This is a genomic window from Nonomuraea deserti (assembly GCF_004348685.1).
In the GTDB taxonomy this organism is placed as follows: Bacteria; Actinomycetota; Actinomycetes; order Streptosporangiales; family Streptosporangiaceae; genus Nonomuraea; species Nonomuraea deserti.
In genome coordinates this window covers 1-18,473 of sequence record NZ_SMKO01000109.1, presented here as the reverse complement: position 1 = coordinate 18,473, position 18,473 = coordinate 1, and the positions used below count along the sequence as shown (strand labels likewise).

Sequence of the window (18,473 nt, the reverse complement as noted above, 5' to 3'; positions counted from 1 at the left end):
CCGTACGGAAGCGGTCCCCGGGAGCGGCGGCGAGCCGCGCCCGGGGCCCGCCCGGTCGCCCCGGCATGAGAGGGGCGTGGGCCGGTATCCGGATGGTAAGGGGACGACCCGGCCGTCAGGCCGGTTCAGAGAGGCTGCGACGATTGGACCATGCGCGTTGTGGTGATCGGAAGCGGCATCGTCGGGGCCGCCGCGGCCTACTACCTGACCGGCCGCGGCGCGACGGTGACGGTGGTGGAGTCGGGCTACCGGGGCCAGGCGACGGGGGCGGGCGCGGGGATCGTGTGCCCGTGGGTGGACCACGCGGAGGACGACGCGTGGTACCAGCTGACCCGCGAGGGCGCCCGCGACTATCCGAGGCTCGTCGAGGAGCTGGGCGAGGACATCGGCTACGCCAAGGTGGGCGCCCTGCTGGTGACCGAGGAGCCGGCCGAGCTGGAGCAGGTACGCGCGCTGTTGCACCGCCGCTACCCCGAAGCGCCGGAAATGGGGGAGATCACCGACGTACCCACGCCGTCTGAGCTCTTCCCGCCGCTGTCCGACGACCTGAGCGCGATCCTCGTGCCCGGGGCGGCCCGGGTGAACGGATGCGCGGTCCGCGAGGCGCTCCTGCGCGCCGCCGTCGCCCGGGGCGCGCAGGTCCGTACGGGCATCGCGACGCTCACGCCGGGCGGCGAGGTTCTCCTGCGCCCCGTGGGCTCCGGCCTGCACGGCACGACCGGCCGCACCGGCTCCCCGGCCGGACCGGCGAACGACAACGCCACGGCCGGACGAGCCGGGCCTGCCGAACCAGCCGGGCCAGCCGGGCCTGTCGAGGCTGCCAAGCCGGCCGGGCCTGCCGGTGACGACACCACGGCCGGCCCTGCGGATGGTGGCCCTGCGGATGGTGGCCCTGCGGATGGTGGCCCAACGGCCGGACCCGCGGGTGGTGGCACGTCGGCCGGATCCACGACGGGTGGCGGCACGTCGGCCGGACCTTCTGGACCTCTCCGTGGCGACGCCACCACCGCCCGTTCAGCCGGTCCCGAGGTTCCCGCGGGGCCCACCGCTGGAGCGCTCCCGGGCGGCCGGGCCGGCGCGGGGGCCACGGGCGGGCCGGCCAGGGCGGAGCGCACAAGCGAATCGGCGGGTGCGGAGGTCACGGGCGGGCCGGCGGGTGCGGACGTGCCGTTCCGCGGCGGCGAGCAGGTGGCCGGCGCGGGCAGCACGTCCTGGCGGCAGGCGACGCCGCTTGAGACGACGGACGCGCCGCTCACCGGCACGGGAGCCCACAGCTTCCCCGGTGAAGGAGTTCCGCTCGACGCGGACATCGTGCTCGTGGCCGCCGGGGCGTGGACAGGTGAGGTGTGCCGGCCGCTGGGTGCGAAACTGCCGGTCTTCCCGAGGCGCGGCCAGATCCTGCACGTCACCCTGGAGGGCATCGATACGGCCTGGTGGCCGATCGTGCTGCCCAGGATCGGCCCCTACCTGCTGGGCTTCCCCGATTCCCGCGTCGTCATCGGCGCGACCATCGAGGACGTGGGGTTCTCGCCGCGTGTCACGATGGGCGGCCTCGGCGAAGTGATCAAGGCGGGGTTGCAGGTGGCGCCGGGCCTGCTGGGCGCGACGGTCGCGGAGACCAGGGTCGGTCTGCGCCCGGTGTACGCCCCCGGCAGCGCGCTGATCGGCCGCCTTACCAGCCGTGTGGTGGTGGCGACGGGGCTGAGCTCGTACGGCCTGACGGCGGGCCCGTTCACCGGCCGGATCGCCGCCGCCCTGGCCCTCGGCGAGGAACCGCCCATCGACCTCACCCCCTACGCGCCTGCCATCGCCTGAGCCACGCCGCCCGCGGCAGCGCCCCGTCCCGCCTGCCCCCGGTCACGACACCACCACAGGTCACGCGTACCCCCATCGATCACCACGACGCCCCGCACGAAGACCGTGGCCGACGAATGCACCATCACCACATGGGTCGCCGAAAAGCCGCACACCCCACTAGGCACCCCTTTCACCCGCGCAACCCTCACCCCGGCTGACAAGCGTGACAAGCAGCCTCGTATGATCGGATTTCTCCCCACCGTGATCTCGTGGGGAGGCCACGTTGCCGCTGCTGGCACTGCTGATGATGCTCCTTCTCCTCATCGCCACCGGATGCGGCACCGAGTCGGCCGCCCCGCCGACCACCCCACCGGCCGCGACCCCCGGCGGCACCTCCAGCGAGCCACCACCATCTCCCGAACGGCGACCGCGCGCGCCCGTGCGGGTGCCGTACGCGGCGTCGGGGAAGTACGCCGTCGTGCGCGGCGGCGCGCCCGCGAGGCCGGGACGCGGCGCGGCGGTGCGGTATCTGGTCGAGGTGGAGCGTGGCCTGCCGTTCGATCCCCGTACGTTCGCCTCCGAGGTGCACCGCACGCTCAACGACGAGCGAGGCTGGGGGCGTTTCCGAAGGGTCGATCATCCGCCGGTGAGGTTGCGCGTCGCCCTGTCCAGCCCTCGCCTCACCCGCCGCCAGTGCCGGCCGCTGCGCACCGGGGGCAGCCTCTCCTGCTGGAACGGCACCCGCTCCGTCATCAACGCCCTGCGCTGGGCCGAGGGCGTCCCGCATTACGAGGGCCGGCTGACCGCCTACCGGCGCTACCTGATCAGCCACGAGGTCGGACACGGCCTGGGGCACGGCCACCGCCGCTGCCCTGGCCCTGGCCGTCTGGCCCCGGTGATGGCGCAGCAGTCGCTGTCGCTGGGCCGCTGCCGCCCTAATCCGTGGCCGTTTCCGGGTCGCAAATCTCGCGAAAGACACCAGACTGAAGATCGGAGACGCTGAAGGAAGGAAACGAATGATCACTATCGGCGCCGGCCGGGTACGCGGTTCTGAGCATGACGGCATCTCGGTCTTCAAGGGCATACCGTTCGCGAAGACCCCGTTCGGGCCGCTGCGGTTCGCCGCGCCCGTGCCGCCCGACCCGTGGGACGGCGTGCTGGAGGCCGTACGGTTCGGCCCGCGGCCGCCGCAGCCGCCGATGATGCCCGGCCTGCCCGCGTGGAGCCCGGACGGAGGGCTCGACTGCCTTTCCGTGAACGTCTGGACGCCCGACCCCGGCGGCTCGGGCCTGCCGGTGATGGTGTGGATCTACGGCGGCGCGTACCGCTCCGGCTGCGCCGACCTGCCCGTCTACGACGGCGCGACGCTGGCGGGCCACGGCGTCGTGGTGGTCACGTTCAACCATCGGGTCGGCATGGAGGGGTACGGCCACGTTCCCGGCGCTCCTGACAACCGGGGGCTGCTGGACTCGGTGGCCGCACTGCGCTGGGTGCGGGAGAACATCGCGGCGTTCGGCGGCGACCCGGGCAACGTCACGGTGTTCGGCGAGTCGGCGGGGGCGGGCGCCGTCGCCTGCCTGATGGCGATGCCGCTGGCTGACGGCCTGTTCCAGCGGGCCATCGCGCAGAGCGTGCCGGGGATGTTCTTCACACCGGCTCACGCCGCGCGCGTCACGGAGTCGATCGTGGGCAGGACTGGAGGGAAGTCCCCGTACGACAGCCCCGCCGAGGTGCTCGTGGCGGCGGCGGAGGCGGTCGCCACCGAGGAGATACCCGGCAATCCCCGTGAATGGGGGCCGATCGCGTTCGCCCCGCTCGCGTTCGCGCCCGTGGTGGACGGTGAGGTGCTGCCCGACACGCCGTGGAACGCCCTGGCCGCCGGCGCGAGCCGCGACGTCGAGCTGATCACGGGCTTCAACCGGGACGAGTACCGGATGTTCCACGTCATGGGCGGCGGCAGGTTCGACGACGTCGGGCGGGCCATGCGCGTCCTGGCGCCCGCCGGGGCCGAGCACGCCTACCGCGAGGCGTACCCGGGGGCGTCCGACGAGGACCTGTACGTGACGCTGCTGTCGGACTGGATGTTCAGGATGCCGAGCGCGCTGCTCGCCGACGCGCACACCGGCACGACCTTCGCCTACGAACTGACCTGGGCGCCCACGCCGGTGTTCCGGGCCTGCCACGGCCTGGACGTGCCGCTCACCTTCGGGGCGCTCGACGACGAGCTGGCCCAGATGCTCGCCGGCGAGTCACCCGACCTGCCGAAGCTGTCGGACCAGTTCCGCACGGCCTGGACGGCGTTCGCCGCCACCGGTGACCCGGGCTGGCCCCGGTACGACGCGGGGACCGCCACCACCCACGTCTTCGACGTCGAACCCGCCGACCTGAACGACCCGGAGGCGGCCTCGCGCGCCATCTGGTCGAAGCCGGGTTTCTCCCCGATCGGCTGACCGCTCCCGCGGTGCAATCGCGGGGTACACGTGTCACGTACCCCGCGACCGGACCCCACGCGCAGCCGCGCGTTCACGCAACCTGGGCTTCACGCAGGCCCGGGATGCACACGGGTCTGGGCTTCAAGCAGGCCCGGGATGCGCGCAGGCGAGGGATGCGCGCAGGCGAGGACGGACGGTGCGCGCCGTGGCCGTCCCGATGGCGGACGGCACGATCAGGGTCCTCGCCCAGTGGGAGGCTGCCGCCCCGCCCCGAAGCGACAACGTCGGCACCCCGCGACACGAGGTGGCTGCGGCCCGTGTGCGTGGTGGGCGGGTCAGGTGAGGCTCTGGCCGGTGCCGAGGCCTCGTAGCAGGGTGTCCACCAGGCGCACCGCCAGCGTGTCCGGGTCGCCGTCGCGGCTCCGGACGGTCTCGTGGATCAGCGCGTAATAGGCCCGCTTGGCCCAGACGTAGTCGACGTCGGCCCGCAGCACCCCGGCCGACCGGGCCCGTTCGAACAGCCGGGTGCAGCGCTGCTCGACGTCCGCGTGCACCCGAGCCACCTCCGGGTCGGCCGACAGTGCCCGGCTCATCGCGAACCCCCAGTCGCTCTTGACCCGGAGCACGTTGGCCGTGACCTGGTAGAGCGCGACCAGCGGCGGCGTGTTCTCGGGGCTGGCGGCGTCCACGGCGGCGGCGAACTGCCGGGTGGCCCACGCCGCCATCGCGTCCACCAGCGCTTCCCGCGAGGCGAACCTCCGGTGCACGGTCGTGCGCGCCACGCCGGCCGCCTCGGCGATCTGCTCCATGGTGGCCGCCGGGTTCTTGCTCAGCACACGCTCGGCCGCCTCGAGGATCGTGCGCACCGTCCGCTCGGCGTCGGACCGCAGGGCACGCGTGGCCGACGCGGCCTGCCCGGACGGCTCCGGCCGCCTGGGCCGGCCTTGCGTGGTGGTGCCGGGCTGCGGGGTCGGCTGGGTCTCGCTCACCCCAGCAGAATACGCCAACGTATCCACTCCACCAGAACTTGCATCATAGGTGTTGCCAGTTCTACCTTTAAGGCATCTCATCCGACGCATGTGAAGGAAGCCCCCATGGACATGCACCTCCACGGCAAGACGGCGATCGTCACCGGCGCGAGCCGGGGCATCGGGCTGGCGATCGCCCAGGCACTGACCGGCGAGGGGATGCGGGTCGTCGCCGCCGCGCGCACGATCACCCCCGCGCTGAAGGAGACCGGCGCGACCGTCGTGGCCGCCGACCTGTCCACGCCGGACGGCCCCGCCCAGGTGATCGAGCGGGCGCTGGCCGAGCTGGGCGACGTCGACGTGCTGGTCAACAACGTGGGCGGCGGCGACGGAGGCGAGGGCATGCTCGACGGGTTCCTCGGCTTCGACGACGACGTTTGGCGCGAGACCTACGACCTCAACCTCTTCAGCGCCATACGCGCCACCAGGGCCGCCCTGCCGAGCCTCGTCCGGCGGAGCGGCACGGTGGTCAACATCTCCTCGGCGGGCGCACGGACGCCGAGCAGCGGCCCGATCCCGTACACGTCGGCCAAGGCGGCGCTCACCGCGTTCGGGAAGGCGCTGGCGGAGGAGTTCGGGCCGCGGGGAGTGCGGGTCAACACGGTCTCGCCGGGCGCCACCCGTACGCCCCTGTGGGAGGGCCAGGGCAGGTTCGGCGCAGCGGTGGCGGCCGCCAACGGCGTGGAGCTCGAGCAGCTCCTGGCGGGGCTCCCCTCCGCCACCGGCATGACGACCGGTAGGTTCATCGAACCGGAGGAGATCGCCACCCTCGTCACGTGGCTGGTCTCGCCGCACGCCGGCAGCGTCAACGGCGCCGACTACATCGTGGATGGCGGGGCGATCAAGACAGTTTGAAGTATCGCGATATATCGTAGGTTGGGGAACACCGGGGATTCCCGCCGGGTTGAGCGGGACGGACTGATTTCCAGGGGAGTGAGCGATGGCACGAATGCGGACGGCACGGCGCGTCCTCGCGGGTGGTGTGGCCCTCGCCGCAGCCGGCTGGGCACTGCGCGACCTGCCCGCCGAGCTGGGCGTACGGCCGCTGACGTCGGGGCCCGACCGGGAGGCGAGGATACGGCGTTCGCCGCAGTTCAGGGACGGCGCGTTCGTCAATCCGACGCCGGAGACGGCCTTGGCCAGGCCGCCCGCGAGCATGCTCGGCGACCTGGCCAAGGACAGGGAGCAGCGCCGCCCCGGCGGCCTCGTCCCGCTGCGCGTCCCGCCGTCCGGGCCGCCGCCCACCGACGGCGTGCGGGCCGTCTGGTACGGCCACGCCTCCACGCTGGTCGAGATCGAGGGCAGGCGGGTGCTGTTCGACCCGGTGTGGAGCAGGCGGGTCTCGCCCTCGCGCCTGATCGGCCCGAAGCGGCACCACCCGGTGCCCGTGGAGCTCGGCGAGCTGCCGCAGATCGACGCGATCGCCATCTCCCACGACCACTACGACCACCTCGACCTGGCGACCGTGCGCGCGCTGACGCGGACGCAGAAGGCGCCGTTCCTGGTGCCGCTGGGCATCGGCGCGCACCTGGAGCGGTGGGGCGTGCCCGCGTTCCGGATCATCGAGCTCGACTGGAACGAGGAGGCGGAGGTCGCCGGGCTGCGCTTCGTCGCCACGGCGGCCCGGCACTTCTCCGGCCGGACGTTCACCCGCAACGACACGTTGTGGGGCTCCTGGGTGGTCGCAGGGGCGAGCAGGCGGGTGTTCTACGCCGGCGACTCCGGCTACTTCGAGGGGTACCGGGGCATCGGCTCGGCGCACGGGCCGTTCGACCTGACGCTCATGCCGATCGGCGCCTACAGCCCGGCCTGGCCGGACATCCACATGACGCCGGAAGAGGCCGTCAACGCCCACCTCGACCTGGGCGGCAGGCTGCTGCTCCCGGTGCACTGGGCGACGTTCACGCTGGCCCTGCACCCGTGGGCGGAGCCGGTGGAGCGGCTGTGGCGCGAGGCCAAGGCCCGCGACGTCACGATCGCCGTGCCCAGGCCGGGCGAGGCGGTGGACACCACGGCCGCCCCGGTGGTGGACGGCTGGTGGGAGACACTGGCCTGACCGCCCGGCGCGCGGGCCGTACAGCCTGGTGTGCGGGGGCGCCGCACACCGGCCCGCGCCGGCGACGGCGGCCCGGGGGCGGCTCCCCCGGGCCGTGCCGTCAGGTCAGCCGCTGCGCCTTGCTCAGGAGCCGCTGCGCCACCACCACCAGCGCCAGGAACAACCCGCTCACCACCTGCTGGAACGCGGACGTGAGGTTGCCCACCTGGTTGATCAGGCTCTGGATCACGCCGAGCAGGAGCACCCCGGCCACCGTCCCCGTGATCCCCCCTGCTCCCCCGGTCAGCAGGGTCCCGCCGATCACCACGGCGGCGATCACGTCCAGTTCCAGCCCGATGCCGAGGATCGTGACCCCGGACGACAGGCGGGCCGCGTTGAGCGCGCCGGCCAGGCCGGCGAGCAGCCCCGACATCAGGTACACGTAGACCTTCGTCCGCGCGACAGGCACGCCCATGAGCGCCGCCGCCTGCTCGTTGCCGCCGATGGCGTAGACGTTCTGGCCGAAGCCCGTACGCTGCAGCAGCACCATCGCGGCCAGCGACAGGGCGATCGTGATGTAGACCGGGTACGACAGCTCGAGCACCTGCCCCCGCCCCAGCTCCGCGAAGGCCGGGTCCTTCACCAGATACGTCGTGGCGCCCTCGTCGGAGATCGCCAGCATGAGGCCGCGCACGCCCAGCAGCCCGGCCAGGGTGACGATGAACGGCGCCATGCCCGTACGCGCGATCACCAGGCCCTGCAGCAGGCCGACCAGCCCGCACACCGCCAGCGGCAGCAGCAGCGCCACGACGAGCCCGTACTGGGAACCGTACGCCCCCAGCACACCTCCCAGCACGAACAGCGACCCGACCGACAGGTCGATGCCGCCGCTGATGATGACGAACGTCATGCCGATCGCGATGATCGCCAGGAACGACGACGACACCACCACGCTGACCGCGTTTCCCGGCGTGGCGAAGGAGTCGAACGCCAGGCTGCCCACGATCACCACCACGGCCAGCACCATGACCGCGCCGTGCTGCTGGAGCACCCGGCTCACCTGTCCGCGGTTCATCGCGTTGCACGCTCCCTGGTGGCGTAGACGGCGGCCAGGATGATGACCGCCTGGACCATCTGGGTCCACGACTGCGGCAGGTTGTGTTTGATCAGCGTGGCCGCCAGCAGCTGCATGAGCAGCGCGCCCATGACCGTGCTCAGCACCCTGATGCGGCCGCCGGTCAGCGGGGTGCCGCCGACGACGACCGCGGTGATCGCCGACAGCTCGATGAACAGCCCGAGCGACGTCGGGTCGCTGGCCTGCAGCCGTGCGGTGGCGAGCACCCCGGCCAGCGCCGCTAGCAGCCCGGAGATCACGTAGACGATCAGCAGGACACGCCTGACGGGCAGCCCGGACAGCTCGCTGGCCGACCGGTTGCCGCCGATCGCCACCACCTGCCGGCCGAACGTGGTCCGCCGCACCACGAACATCACCACGAGTGTGAGGGCCGCCGCGATCAGCACGATGACGGGGATCCCGGCGACCGAGCTGCTTCCCAGCGCGATCAGGTCGGGGTTGCGGAACTCGACCAGCTGCGGCACGAGCACGTTGGCCAGCCCCCGTACGCCGACCAGCAGGGCCAGCGTGGCCACGATCGGCTGCACGTTGACGTAGGCGACCAGCGCCCCTCCCACGGCCCCCACCGCGGCGCCGCCGAGCACGGCGACGATCAGCGCGGGCAGCCAGCCGTACCCGAGGTAGAGGACGACGAGCGCGGCGGCCAGCGACATCGCCGAGCCGACCGACAGGTCGATGCCCTGGGTGCCGATCACCAGGGCCATGCCCAGGGAGACGATCACGATGGGGGTGACCTGGACGAGCTGGGTGCGGAAGTTCGACGCGTCCAGGAAGTGCGGGGTGAACAGCACGTTGAACAGCAGCAGCGCCAGCACGGCCGCGTACACGCCGTAGTCCTGCACCCAGGCGAACACGCGCGGTTTCAGCACGGCGACGCGGCCGCCGCCCCGGGTGGTGAGCTCAGCCATCGGACTGCTCCGCGATCGTCGCCATGATCCTCTCCTCGGTGACGTCGTCGCCCGACAGCTCCCCGGCGACCGCGCCGTCGCGCAGCACGAGGATCCGGTCGGCGCCCTCGACCAGCTCCTCCAGGTCGGAGGAGATCAGCAGCACGCCCAGTCCTTCCCCGGCCAGCTCGTCGATCAGCGCCTGCACCTCGGCCTTGGCGCCGACGTCGATGCCCCGGGTGGGCTCGTCGAGCAGCAGCACCTTGGGCCGTACGGCAAGCCAGCGGGCGAGCAGCACCTTCTGCTGGTTGCCGCCGGACAGCTCGGAGACGAGCTGGTGCGGCGACGCGGCCTTGATCCTCAGCCTCCGCATGAAGATCTCGACCACGCGGTCGATCTTGGCGTCCGACACCACGCCGGCCCGGCCGAGCGAGGGCAGCGCGGCGAGCGCGATGTTCTCGCGGACGGACAGCGTCGGGATGATGCCCTCGGCCTTGCGGTCCTCGGGCAGCAGGCTGACGCCCGCGCGGATGGCCGCCGTGGTGGAGCCGGCGCGCACGGGCGCCCCGGCCACGAGCACCTGCCCGCCGTCCAGCGGGAGCGCGCCGACGATGGCCTTGGCGGTCTCGGTACGGCCGGCGCCGAGCAGCCCGCCGAGCCCGACGACCTCGCCAGGCCGCACGGACACGTCCACGCCGTCGAGGACGTGCCGCCGGGTCAGGCCGCGCGCCTCGACGGCCGGGGAGCGCCGGCTCTCCCCGCCGTCCGGAGCGCCTGCGGGGTCCGCAGCCGCGCGGTCGCGCGAGAAGCGGGTCATGCCGTGCGAGCGGACCTCGTTCAGGTCTCGGCCGAGCATCAGCGAGATGAGCCGCAGGCGCTCCACGTCGGCCAGCGCCCCGGTGTGGGCGACGCGGCCGTCGCGCAGTACGGTCACCTGGTCGCACACCTGGTAGAGCTCGTCGAGGCGGTGGCTGACGTACATGACGGCGATGCCCTGGTCGCGCAGCCGTCTGATCACCCCGAACAGCGTCTCGACCTCGCGCGGCTCCAGCGACGAGGTGGGCTCGTCCATGATGACCACCCGCGCGTCGATGGACACCGCCCTGGCCAGGGCGACCATCTGCTGGCCGCCGACGCCGAGCGTCCGCAGCGGCCGCCTGACGTCGGTATCGACGCCGTAGCCGGCGAGGACCCGTTCCGCCTCGCCGTTCATGGCGGCCGCGTCGATCACGCCGAAGCGGCGCGGCTCGCGGCCGAGCAGCAGGTTGCGGGCCACGCTCATCATCGGGACGAGGTTGACCTCCTGGTAGATGGTGGAGATGCCGGCGCGCTGCGCGTCCATGGGGGTGCCGAAGGCGGCGGGTTCGCCCTGGTGGCGCAGCTCGCCGCCGTCCGGCTGGTACACGCCGGTGAAGACTTTGATCAGCGTGGACTTGCCGGCGCCGTTCTCCCCCACGAGGGCGTGCACCTCGCCCGGGCGGAGGGCGAGGGACACGCCGTCGAGGGCGAGCACGCCGGGGAAGCGTTTGCTGACCTCCTTGGCCTCGAGAACCGGTTCCAAGTCAGTACGCCTCACCGAGGGAGTCCTTGGCGTTGGTCGTGTCGTAGTCCCGGTCGGAGATGATCACCTTGTCGGGGATGGCCTCTCCGTCCAGGAACTTCTGGGCGGTCTCGAAGGCCAGCGGGCCGAAGCGGGGGTTCGACTCGATGACCGCGTGCAGCCAGCCGTCGGCGATGGCCTGGACGGCGCTGCGGGTGCCGTCCACTGACACGATCTTGATGTCGCCCGGCTCCTTGCCCGCGCCCTTCAGCGCGGTCACCGCGCCCAGGGCCATCTCGTCGTTCTCCGCGTAGATGCCGTTGATGTCGGGGTTGGACTGGATGAGCTGCTCGGTGACCTGCTGGCCCTTCTCGCGGGCGAACTCGCCGGTCTGCTCGAACGAGATCGTGATGCCCGGCGCCTTCTCCTTCACCCGGTCCTTGAAGCCGTTCGTACGCTCGGTGGTGACGTTGTTGCCGGGGGCGCCGAGGAGGATGGCGACCTTGCCCTTGCCGCCCAGCGCGTCGATCATGCGGTCGGCGGCGCGTTTGCCCTGCTCGTAGAAGTCCGAGCCGATGAACGTCAGGTAGTCGCTGCACGGCTTGGCGTTGATCTTCCGGTCGACCGTGATGATCGGGATCTTCTTGGCGGCGGCCTGCTGGAGCACGGGCTCCCAGCCGTCGGAGTTCAGCGGGGCGATGACCAGGAGCTGCACGCCCTGGGCGATGAGCTGCTGGACGTCGGTGATCTGCTTGGAGAACTGCGACTGGGCGTTGGTGACCTTGAGGTCCTTGATGCCGAGCTCGGCCGCCTCGTCCCTGATCGACTTGGTCTCGGCGATTCGGAACGGGTTGGCCTCCTTCTCGGACTGGGAGAAGCCGACCGTGGCCGTCTTGAGGTCGAACTTCGTGCCGCCGAACTGTTCGAGCGTGCAGGTGGGCCCGGCCGTGCCGGAGGGGGTCTGGACGACCTGCTGCCCCGCGGTGCCGGTGGCGGCGGGCGCGCTCTGGGGCTCCTCCGACTTGGCGCAGGCCGACGCGGTGAGGAGCACGGCCAGCGTCAGCGCGGCTGCCCGGATATGGGGGGTCATGGCGTTCCTTTCCTATCAGGAGCCGCGCCCGGGCCACGAGGGCCCGGGCGCGCGCGGAGCTCAGGCGCAGGGCGGGTTGATCGCGTCCGTCAGCGCCTTGTGCGCGTCGTGGACGCGCTTCACGTCGGGCTTGGTGACCGCCCGGTCGTACGTCATCAGGCCGTTGATCTCGGTCTCGACGTCGGTCGTCTGGGTGTAGATCGCGGCGCTGAGCTGCTCGCAGGCGTGCAGCCGCTCGAGCTCCTCGATCATGCCGACGTAGCGGTCGGTGAGGGACTCGGGGTCGGGTTCGACCGCGTAGCCCCAGCCGCCGCCGGCCCAGGTGTGGCCGACCATCGGCAGGGCCAGCCCGCCGTACTCGCCGATCACGTTGGCCCTGGTCCCCTCGGGTTTGCCGGGGTTGCCGGGGCCGGGGTAGATGTGGAAGTCCTGCACGTCGCCGTTGCCGCCGTCCACGGCGCCGCAGCAGTTGACCCCGCTCATGTTGTTCACCAGGCGCGAGGGGTCCCAGCTCTTGACCAGGTCGGCGATGCGCGCCTGGTCGTACTGGCCCCAGCCCTCGTTGAACGGCACCCACATCACGATCGACGGGCTGCTGCGGTGCTGGTCGACCAGCTCGCGCAGCTCGGCCTCGAACTGGGGCCGGTCGTCGGCGCGCACGGTCGACGGCATGTCCTGCCAGACGAGCAGGCCCAGCTTGTCGGCATGGTGGTACCAGCGGTCGGGCTCGACCTTGACGTGCTTGCGCACCGCGTTGAAGCCGAGCGCCCTGGTCTGCTCCAGGTCGTAGCGCAGGGCCTCGTCGGTCGGGGCGGTGTAGATGCCGTCGGGCCAGAAGCCCTGGTCGAGAGGGCCGATCTGGAAGACCGGCCGGCCGTTCAGGATCATCCGGTTGCCGGACACCTCGATGGAGCGCATCCCGAAGTAGGACTCGACCCTGTCACGCTTGAGCCTGACCTCCAGGTCGTACAGGTGCGGGTCGTCGGGAGACCAGAGCCTGGGCTCGCGCACCGGGATCCTGAGCTCCTTGCCGGTCCTGCCGGTGGCCCTGCCGACCACGCGCCCGCCGTCCCTGGCCGTCACGATCACAGTGCCCGGCGAGCCGTGCACGGTCACCTTCACCGCCTCGCCCGGCACGTCGGGCACGGCGTCGACGCGCTCGATGTGGTCCCTGGCGACCGGCTCGAGCCAGACGGACTGCCAGATGCCGGACACGGCGGTGTACCAGATGCCGCCCGGGTTGAGCCGCTGCTTGCCGACGGCCTGGCTGCCGGTGTCGGTCGGGTCGTACACGCCCACGACCAGTTCCTGGCGGCCGTGGCGCTTGAGCGCGCCGGTCACGTCCACGCTGATCCGGTCGTAGCCGCCCTTGTGGGTGGTGACCTGCTTGCCGTTCACGTAGACGGCGGCCTGCCAGTCCACCGCGTCGAGGTGCAGGAGGACGCGCTCGCCGCGCCAGCCGCGCGGCACCTCGAACGTCCTGCGGTACCACATGCGCTCCTCGTGCCGGCCGATGCCGGACAGCTGGGACTCGACCGGGTACGGCACGACGATGCGCTCGGGCAGGTCACGGCCGACGGGCGCGGCCTCGCCCTCCTTGGCCGGGCCGAACTGCCAGGTGCCGTTGAGGCTGTGCCAGCGGTCCCTGACGAGCTGCGGCCTGGGGTACTCGGGCAGCGGCTTCGCCGGGTTGACGTCGTCGGCCCACTTGCTGCGCAGGATGTAGGCCGAGGCGTTGTGCACGTAGCCGTAGGTGTAGGCGGCCAGCTCGGTGCCGTCGGCGTAGGCGATGCCGCCGGTGCCGTCGTAGCCGGTGCGTACGGTGTTGCCGGCCTTGGCGGGGATCGGGTGCTTCAGCTTGAGCTCGACGGTCTCGGGGCTCTTGAGGGTCGCCGCGGTCACGGGCCAGGCCGTCCCTGCGACGGTGACGGCGAGCTTGCCGGCCGCGCCCGCGGGCAGTGCGGCGAGCGCCTTGGGGAAGGTGAGCGTGGCGACGTCACCGGCCTCGTCGAGCCGGGCCTCGGACGGGCCTCCGGGGTCGAAGCCCTCGGGCAGCGTGAACGCGTCCGCGGGGACGACGGCCTTCGGCTGGCTCGGGCTCTCCCACCGCAGCCGCAGGTGGGCGCCGCCGTAGTGCTCGAAGTACTCGACCTTGACGTCGTACTTCCTGCCGGCCTCCAGGGCGATCGGGGTGCCGGTCTGTTCCTTGTCCCAGTCGTCCACCCAGTGGTCGATGATCGGCTCGCCGTCGATCCAGAGGCGGAAGCCGTTGTCGCCGATCATGGAGAAGGTGTAGGTCTCGGAGTGCTCGGGCTCGATCTGCCCGGTCCACCGGACGGTGACGTCGTCCTCCCTGCCGGTCAGCATCGTGAACACGGGGTTCAGGTCGGCCAGCTCCAGGTTGGGGTCGACGACGCTGGCCTTGAGTTCGGCGAAGTCGAAAGCGCCCGCCGCCGAGGCGAGGTAGTAGTCGCCGCGCAGTCCGTGCCGCTCGCCGGCGGCAGAGGCGGAGGCGGGTGGCGGCACCTGCCATAAGACGGACATCAGGACGGCGAGCAACAGCACGAGGGGCTTACGCAACGGGGGGTCCTTTCGATGCGCTGATCACGTTCGGACAGCTTTTGACCCTGACATGCTCCAAAGTAAGCACTGCCGGACCGAGCCGGTCAAGATTTCCGATCAGATTCGTTCGCGTTCGGTCAGAGGTGAACGCATGTTGGCGCGTCGAATATGATCGGGACGTGAGCGACACGCAGAGCGACGGCCGCAGGCCCGTGTTCGCCGCCGAACGCAGGCAGCGCATCCTCGAGCTGGTGCGTGCCAACGGCGCGGTGTCGCTGCGCGAGCTGGCCCAGGCCGTCCGCTCCTCCGAGGTCACCGTCCGCCGCGACCTGCGCGCTCTGGAGTCGGAGGGCCTGCTCAACCGCCACCACGGCGGCGCCACCCTGCCGGGCGAGCTGTCGCGCGAGGCGGGCTACGCGCACAAGGTCTCGCTCGAGTCCGCCGAGAAGGCCGCCATCGCCGAGCTGGCCGCCGCGCTCGTGGAGGACGGCGACGCCATCGTCGTCGGTCCCGGCACCACCACCCAGGAGTTCGCCCGCCGCCTGACGAGGCATTCCGAGCTGGCCGTGGTGACCAACTCGCTGCTGGTCGCCCAGGTGCTGGCCGGTTCGCCGCGCGTCGAGGTGATGCTGACCGGCGGCACGCTGCGCGGGCCGATCCTGGCCCTGGTGGGCAGCGCGGCCGAGCACTCGCTGGCGGGGCTGCGGGTGCGCAGGGCGTTCATCTCGGGCAACGGGCTGAGCGCCGACCGCGGGCTGTCCACGCCCAACATGCAGGTGGCGGGCGTCGACCGGGCGCTGGCCGCGGCCGCCGAGGAGGTCGTCGTGCTGGCCGACCACACCAAGGTCGGCGTCGACACGATGGTCCAGACCGTGCCCGCCGACCAGATCGACCACCTGGTCACCGACGACTCCGCGCCCCGCGACGTGCTCGACGAGCTGAGCGGCCGAGGGGTGCGCCTGCACGTCGCCCAGTTCTGATCGCCTATTGATCGAATGTGACGAACCCGTTACGGGAATGTTTTTTTCCTCGACCACGATCGAGGCGGAGGCAACCGTGCTACAGGTGGCAGGCGTTCTCAAGACCTTCCAGGGCGTCACCGCCCTCGACCACGTCACCATGTCCGTACGCCCCGGCGAGGTGCACGCCCTGATCGGCGGCAACGGCGCGGGCAAGTCGACCCTGGTGAAGGTGCTCTCAGGCGTCTACGCACCCGAGGCGGGCGAGCTGCGCTTCCGCGGCGAGCCGGTCAGGTTCGCCGGCCCGGCCGACGCCAGGCGGGCCGGGATCGCCACGATCCACCAGGAGACCAACCTCGTCCCCACCATGAGCGTCGCCCGCAACCTGCTGCTGGGCAGGGAACCCCGGGGCCGGCTCGGGCTGATCGACTCCGCCGCCGTGCACGCCCGCGCCGAAGAACTGCTGGCCGCGTACGGGCTGCGGGTCGACGTGCGCCGCCCGCTCGCCTCGCTCAACGAGGGCACCCGCCAGCTCGTCGCGCTGGCCAGGGCGGCCTCCGCGGACGCCCGCCTGGTCATCATGGACGAGCCCACGTCGGCGCTGGAGCAGGCCGAGCTGGAGACCCTGTTCGCTGCCGTGACCCGGCTGCGCGAGGAGGGCCGCTCGGTCATCTACGTCACCCACCGGCTGGAGGAGTTGTTCGGCATCTGCGACCGGGTCACGGTGCTGCGTGACGGCCGGGTCGTGCACACCGGGCCGCTGGCGGCACTCGACCGGCTGCGGCTGGTCTCGCTCATGCTGGGGCGGCCGTTCCACCCGGTGGAGCCGCCGCTCGCCGCCGGCGAGGCCGAGGAGCCCGCCGACGTGCCCGTGCTGGAGGCCAAGGGCCTCACCCGTCACCACGTGCTCGACGGGGTGTCGGTGGCGATGCGGGCCGGCGAGGTGGTCGGGCTCGGCGGGCTGCTCGGCGCCGGCCGCAGCGAGACGGCCCGCGCCATCGCCGGCGCCCTGCCGGTCGACGCGGGGCAGGTGACGGTGGCCGGCGCGCGCCCGTCGCCGGGAGCCCGCAAGTGGTCGGTCAGGAGCGCCGTACGCGCCGGGATCGGCCTGGTCCCGGAGAACAGGAAGACCGAGGGCATCGTGCCCACGCTGTCGGTGCGCGACAACATCGCGCTGGCCGCGCTGCCACGGCTGTCGCGGGCGGGGATCGTGTCCGACGCGCAGGTGGACGGCATCGTGGCGACGTTCATGAAGCGGCTGGGGATCAAGGCGGTCTCGCCCCGGCAGCCGGCCGGCGAGCTGTCGGGCGGCAACCAGCAGAAGGTGCTGCTGGCACGGTGGCTGGCCATGCACCCCAAGGTGCTGCTGCTGGACGAGCCGACCCGCGGGGTCGACGTGGCGACCAAGCTGGAGATGCAGGCGCTGCTGGACGAGCTCGCCGTCGACGGGCTGGCCATCCTGCTCATCTCGTCCGACGTCGCCGAGCTGGTGGAAAACTGCGACACCGTGGTGGTGCTGCGTGACGGCGCGATCACCGAGCAGCTGACCGGCCCCGAGGTCACCGAGGACCGCCTGCTGGCGGCCCTGGCCAAGGACTGACCGGTCAATAGACCGAGATGTGCGGGTGGTCGTAGTGGTTGGCCGTCGTGCCGCCCCGGTCCGACATCGTGCGCCACGTCCCGGTCCTGGCGTGCCAGATGCGCTGGCGGTAGATGACGTACATGATGCCGAACCGCCTGGCGTTCTTGATCGCCCATTTGGCGATCCGGTCGCCGCGTTCGAGCTCCGCCGCCGACGGCATGGCGCCGCCGCGGCTCAGCATGAAGTCGCAGGCGCGCCCGAGCGGGTGCTCGCCGCCGTCCTGGATCGCCCGGAAGCAGCCGATCCCGTACGGCACGTCGAACCGGTCCTGGATGAGCTTCTTGACCAGCCGCATCCTGGGCGTGATGTGGTCGGACCCCTCGGGCAGCTGCGGCACCCACGTGCCGTCGGAGCGCCGCACGCCCGGCGCCTCGTGCAGCTGGTCGATCTTGTCCTTGACGCGTTCGATCTGCTTCTCGGCCTTGTCCTTGCGCTTCCCGAGCTCGTCCGTCGTGCGGGCGAGCTCCTTGGCGCGGGCCGCGGCCTCGTCCGTCGCCCGCCGGTGCGCGTCCCTGACCCTGGCGTGGTCGCGCAGCATGGCGTCCTGCCGGGCGACGAGGTGCCGGGACAACGCCATCCGGCCGAAGAGGGCCGACGGTTCCCGCTCGCCGGACAGCAGGGCGAGCGCGCCGGGATCGCCGCCGGTGTATTGTGCGACGGCCATGGCTCTGAGCTCGGTGGAGTGGCGGTCGTAGACCTTCTGGGCGGCGGCCAGCTTCTCCCGCGCGGCCTTCTCCGCCTTCTCGGCCTTCTGCCGGGCGATGCGGCTGCCGTAGTAGTCGGCGATGAGCCTGTCCGACTCCTTCTGCAGCCCGGCCAGCTCCTTCTTCAGCCGTTTGACCGTGGGCTTGGGGTCAGCGTGCGCGGGCACCCCCGCCACGAGCAGCACAGCGATGAGCACGGTGGTGAGCACGGTGGCCCCGCCGCACTCACGGGCAGAACCGTACGACCGGACGGCGGGTGACGCAACCGCCACTGTTCTCCTCACCCTGAACCGCAGGGCGGGTTCCGGTCAGGAGTTATTCAGGCCGGGGGACGCCCTCTATTCGACGCCGATAGTAGACGATCATGGCCGGTGTCACGCAACTCACGGCCGTCTCCGCTCGCGCGACCGGCGTACCCTGCGAGCCACGATCTGCCGTCCGAGCAGCACCGACCCGGGCACCAGAACGACTCCCAGGAGGCTGGTGCCCAGGCCCAGGCCGATGCCGGCGTCCACCACCCCGTCGCCGTCGCCGCCGAGCACCGGCAGGCCGAGCGACACCGACACCGAGACCGACAGGAGCGGCTCCCTGTCCCGCACCGGAGAGTCGGGCTCGTTCGTGCCGGGCGGCGGGTCGTCGGGCGGATCGTCGGGAGGGTCGGT

General features: G+C 72.0%; 15 protein-coding genes. 7 read left to right on the top strand and 8 right to left on the bottom strand.

Annotation, left to right across the window (positions count from 1 at the left end; translation table 11 throughout):
• Positions 1-150 precede the first annotated feature (150 nt).
• From E1292_RS55110 to E1292_RS31185, 3 genes are all read left to right on the top strand, one after another.
• Positions 151-1,815 (top strand): FAD-dependent oxidoreductase, encoded by a 1,665-nt coding sequence (locus tag E1292_RS55110; protein WP_132599389.1) that lies wholly within the window; start codon positions 151-153, stop codon positions 1,813-1,815.
• A gap of 265 nt (positions 1,816-2,080) precedes the next feature.
• Entirely contained in the window at positions 2,081-2,800 is a 720-nt protein-coding gene (locus tag E1292_RS31190) for a DUF3152 domain-containing protein (RefSeq protein WP_246090456.1), read from the top strand.
• Between the two features lie 13 nt (positions 2,801-2,813).
• On the top strand, positions 2,814-4,247 hold the full coding sequence (locus tag E1292_RS31185; RefSeq protein ID WP_132599387.1) for a carboxylesterase/lipase family protein: 1,434 nt from the start codon (positions 2,814-2,816) through the stop codon (positions 4,245-4,247).
• Positions 4,248-4,564: 317 nt separating this feature from the next.
• Here the strand turns inward: E1292_RS31185 and E1292_RS31180 are convergent, their stop codons facing one another.
• Entirely contained in the window at positions 4,565-5,218 is a 654-nt protein-coding gene (locus E1292_RS31180; RefSeq protein ID WP_246090455.1) for a TetR/AcrR family transcriptional regulator, read from the bottom strand.
• Between the two features lie 105 nt (positions 5,219-5,323).
• Here E1292_RS31180 and E1292_RS31175 point away from each other — a divergent pair, with 105 nt between their 5' ends.
• Both E1292_RS31175 and E1292_RS31170 read left to right on the top strand, forming a co-directional pair.
• Positions 5,324-6,112 carry an SDR family NAD(P)-dependent oxidoreductase gene (locus E1292_RS31175; protein WP_132599383.1) on the top strand — a complete coding sequence of 263 codons (789 nt, stop codon included), beginning with the start codon at positions 5,324-5,326 and terminating at the stop codon, positions 6,110-6,112.
• Between the two features lie 85 nt (positions 6,113-6,197).
• A complete protein-coding gene (locus E1292_RS31170) occupies positions 6,198-7,313 on the top strand; it encodes an MBL fold metallo-hydrolase (protein ID WP_165974827.1) in 1,116 nt (371 codons plus the stop codon).
• A gap of 100 nt (positions 7,314-7,413) precedes the next feature.
• Here E1292_RS31170 and E1292_RS31165 read toward each other — a convergent pair whose 3' ends face one another.
• From E1292_RS31165 to E1292_RS31145, 5 genes are read right to left on the bottom strand one after another with little or no spacing between them, the layout of a single operon-like run.
• The gene (locus E1292_RS31165) at positions 7,414-8,367 is read right to left on the bottom strand and encodes an ABC transporter permease (protein WP_132599381.1); all 954 of its coding nucleotides are present in this window, start codon (positions 8,365-8,367) and stop codon (positions 7,414-7,416) included.
• A complete protein-coding gene (locus E1292_RS31160; protein WP_132599379.1) occupies positions 8,364-9,335 on the bottom strand; it encodes an ABC transporter permease in 972 nt (323 codons plus the stop codon). Before E1292_RS31160 ends, E1292_RS31165 begins: the two co-directional genes overlap by 4 nt.
• Positions 9,328-10,875 carry a sugar ABC transporter ATP-binding protein gene (locus tag E1292_RS31155; RefSeq protein WP_132599377.1) on the bottom strand — a complete coding sequence of 516 codons (1,548 nt, stop codon included), beginning with the start codon at positions 10,873-10,875 and terminating at the stop codon, positions 9,328-9,330. The genes E1292_RS31160 and E1292_RS31155 overlap by 8 nt, the downstream gene beginning before the upstream one ends.
• A gap of 1 nt (position 10,876) precedes the next feature.
• Complete coding sequence (locus E1292_RS31150) at positions 10,877-11,944, bottom strand: ABC transporter substrate-binding protein (RefSeq protein ID WP_132599374.1); 1,068 nt, start codon at positions 11,942-11,944, stop codon at positions 10,877-10,879.
• A 60-nt stretch (positions 11,945-12,004) separates the two neighbouring features.
• A complete protein-coding gene (locus E1292_RS31145; RefSeq protein ID WP_132599372.1) occupies positions 12,005-14,524 on the bottom strand; it encodes a PA14 domain-containing protein in 2,520 nt (839 codons plus the stop codon).
• 161 nt (positions 14,525-14,685) lie between these two features.
• Here E1292_RS31145 and E1292_RS31140 point away from each other — a divergent pair, with 161 nt between their 5' ends.
• Positions 14,686-15,486, top strand: coding sequence for a DeoR/GlpR family DNA-binding transcription regulator (locus tag E1292_RS31140; RefSeq protein ID WP_220447145.1), 801 nt, complete (start codon positions 14,686-14,688; stop codon positions 15,484-15,486).
• Between the two features lie 85 nt (positions 15,487-15,571).
• Complete coding sequence (locus E1292_RS31135) at positions 15,572-17,065, top strand: sugar ABC transporter ATP-binding protein (protein ID WP_246090454.1); 1,494 nt, start codon at positions 15,572-15,574, stop codon at positions 17,063-17,065.
• Positions 17,066-17,069: 4 nt separating this feature from the next.
• Here E1292_RS31135 and E1292_RS31130 read toward each other — a convergent pair whose 3' ends face one another.
• Positions 17,070-18,083, bottom strand: a complete 1,014-nt coding sequence (locus E1292_RS31130; RefSeq protein ID WP_181958324.1) for a coiled-coil domain-containing protein — start codon at positions 18,081-18,083, stop codon at positions 17,070-17,072.
• Between the two features lie 111 nt (positions 18,084-18,194).
• Positions 18,195-18,473 (bottom strand): hypothetical protein (locus tag E1292_RS51480; protein WP_220447144.1); only part of this gene is annotated, 279 nt, incomplete at its 5' end.

Excerpts from the sequence above, each read along its gene's own strand:
- E1292_RS55110 (WP_132599389.1), top strand. The coding sequence starts at position 151 with ATGCGCGTTGTGGTGATCGGAAGCGGCATCGTCGGGGCCGCCGCGGCC.
- E1292_RS31185 (WP_132599387.1), top strand. The coding sequence starts at position 2,814 with ATGATCACTATCGGCGCCGGCCGGGTACGCGGTTCTGAGCATGACGGC.
- E1292_RS31175 (WP_132599383.1), top strand. The coding sequence starts at position 5,324 with ATGGACATGCACCTCCACGGCAAGACGGCGATCGTCACCGGCGCGAGC.
- E1292_RS31170 (WP_165974827.1), top strand. The coding sequence starts at position 6,198 with ATGGCACGAATGCGGACGGCACGGCGCGTCCTCGCGGGTGGTGTGGCC.
- E1292_RS31165 (WP_132599381.1), bottom strand. The coding sequence starts at position 8,367 with ATGAACCGCGGACAGGTGAGCCGGGTGCTCCAGCAGCACGGCGCGGTC.
- E1292_RS31160 (WP_132599379.1), bottom strand. The coding sequence starts at position 9,335 with ATGGCTGAGCTCACCACCCGGGGCGGCGGCCGCGTCGCCGTGCTGAAA.
- E1292_RS31150 (WP_132599374.1), bottom strand. The coding sequence starts at position 11,944 with ATGACCCCCCATATCCGGGCAGCCGCGCTGACGCTGGCCGTGCTCCTC.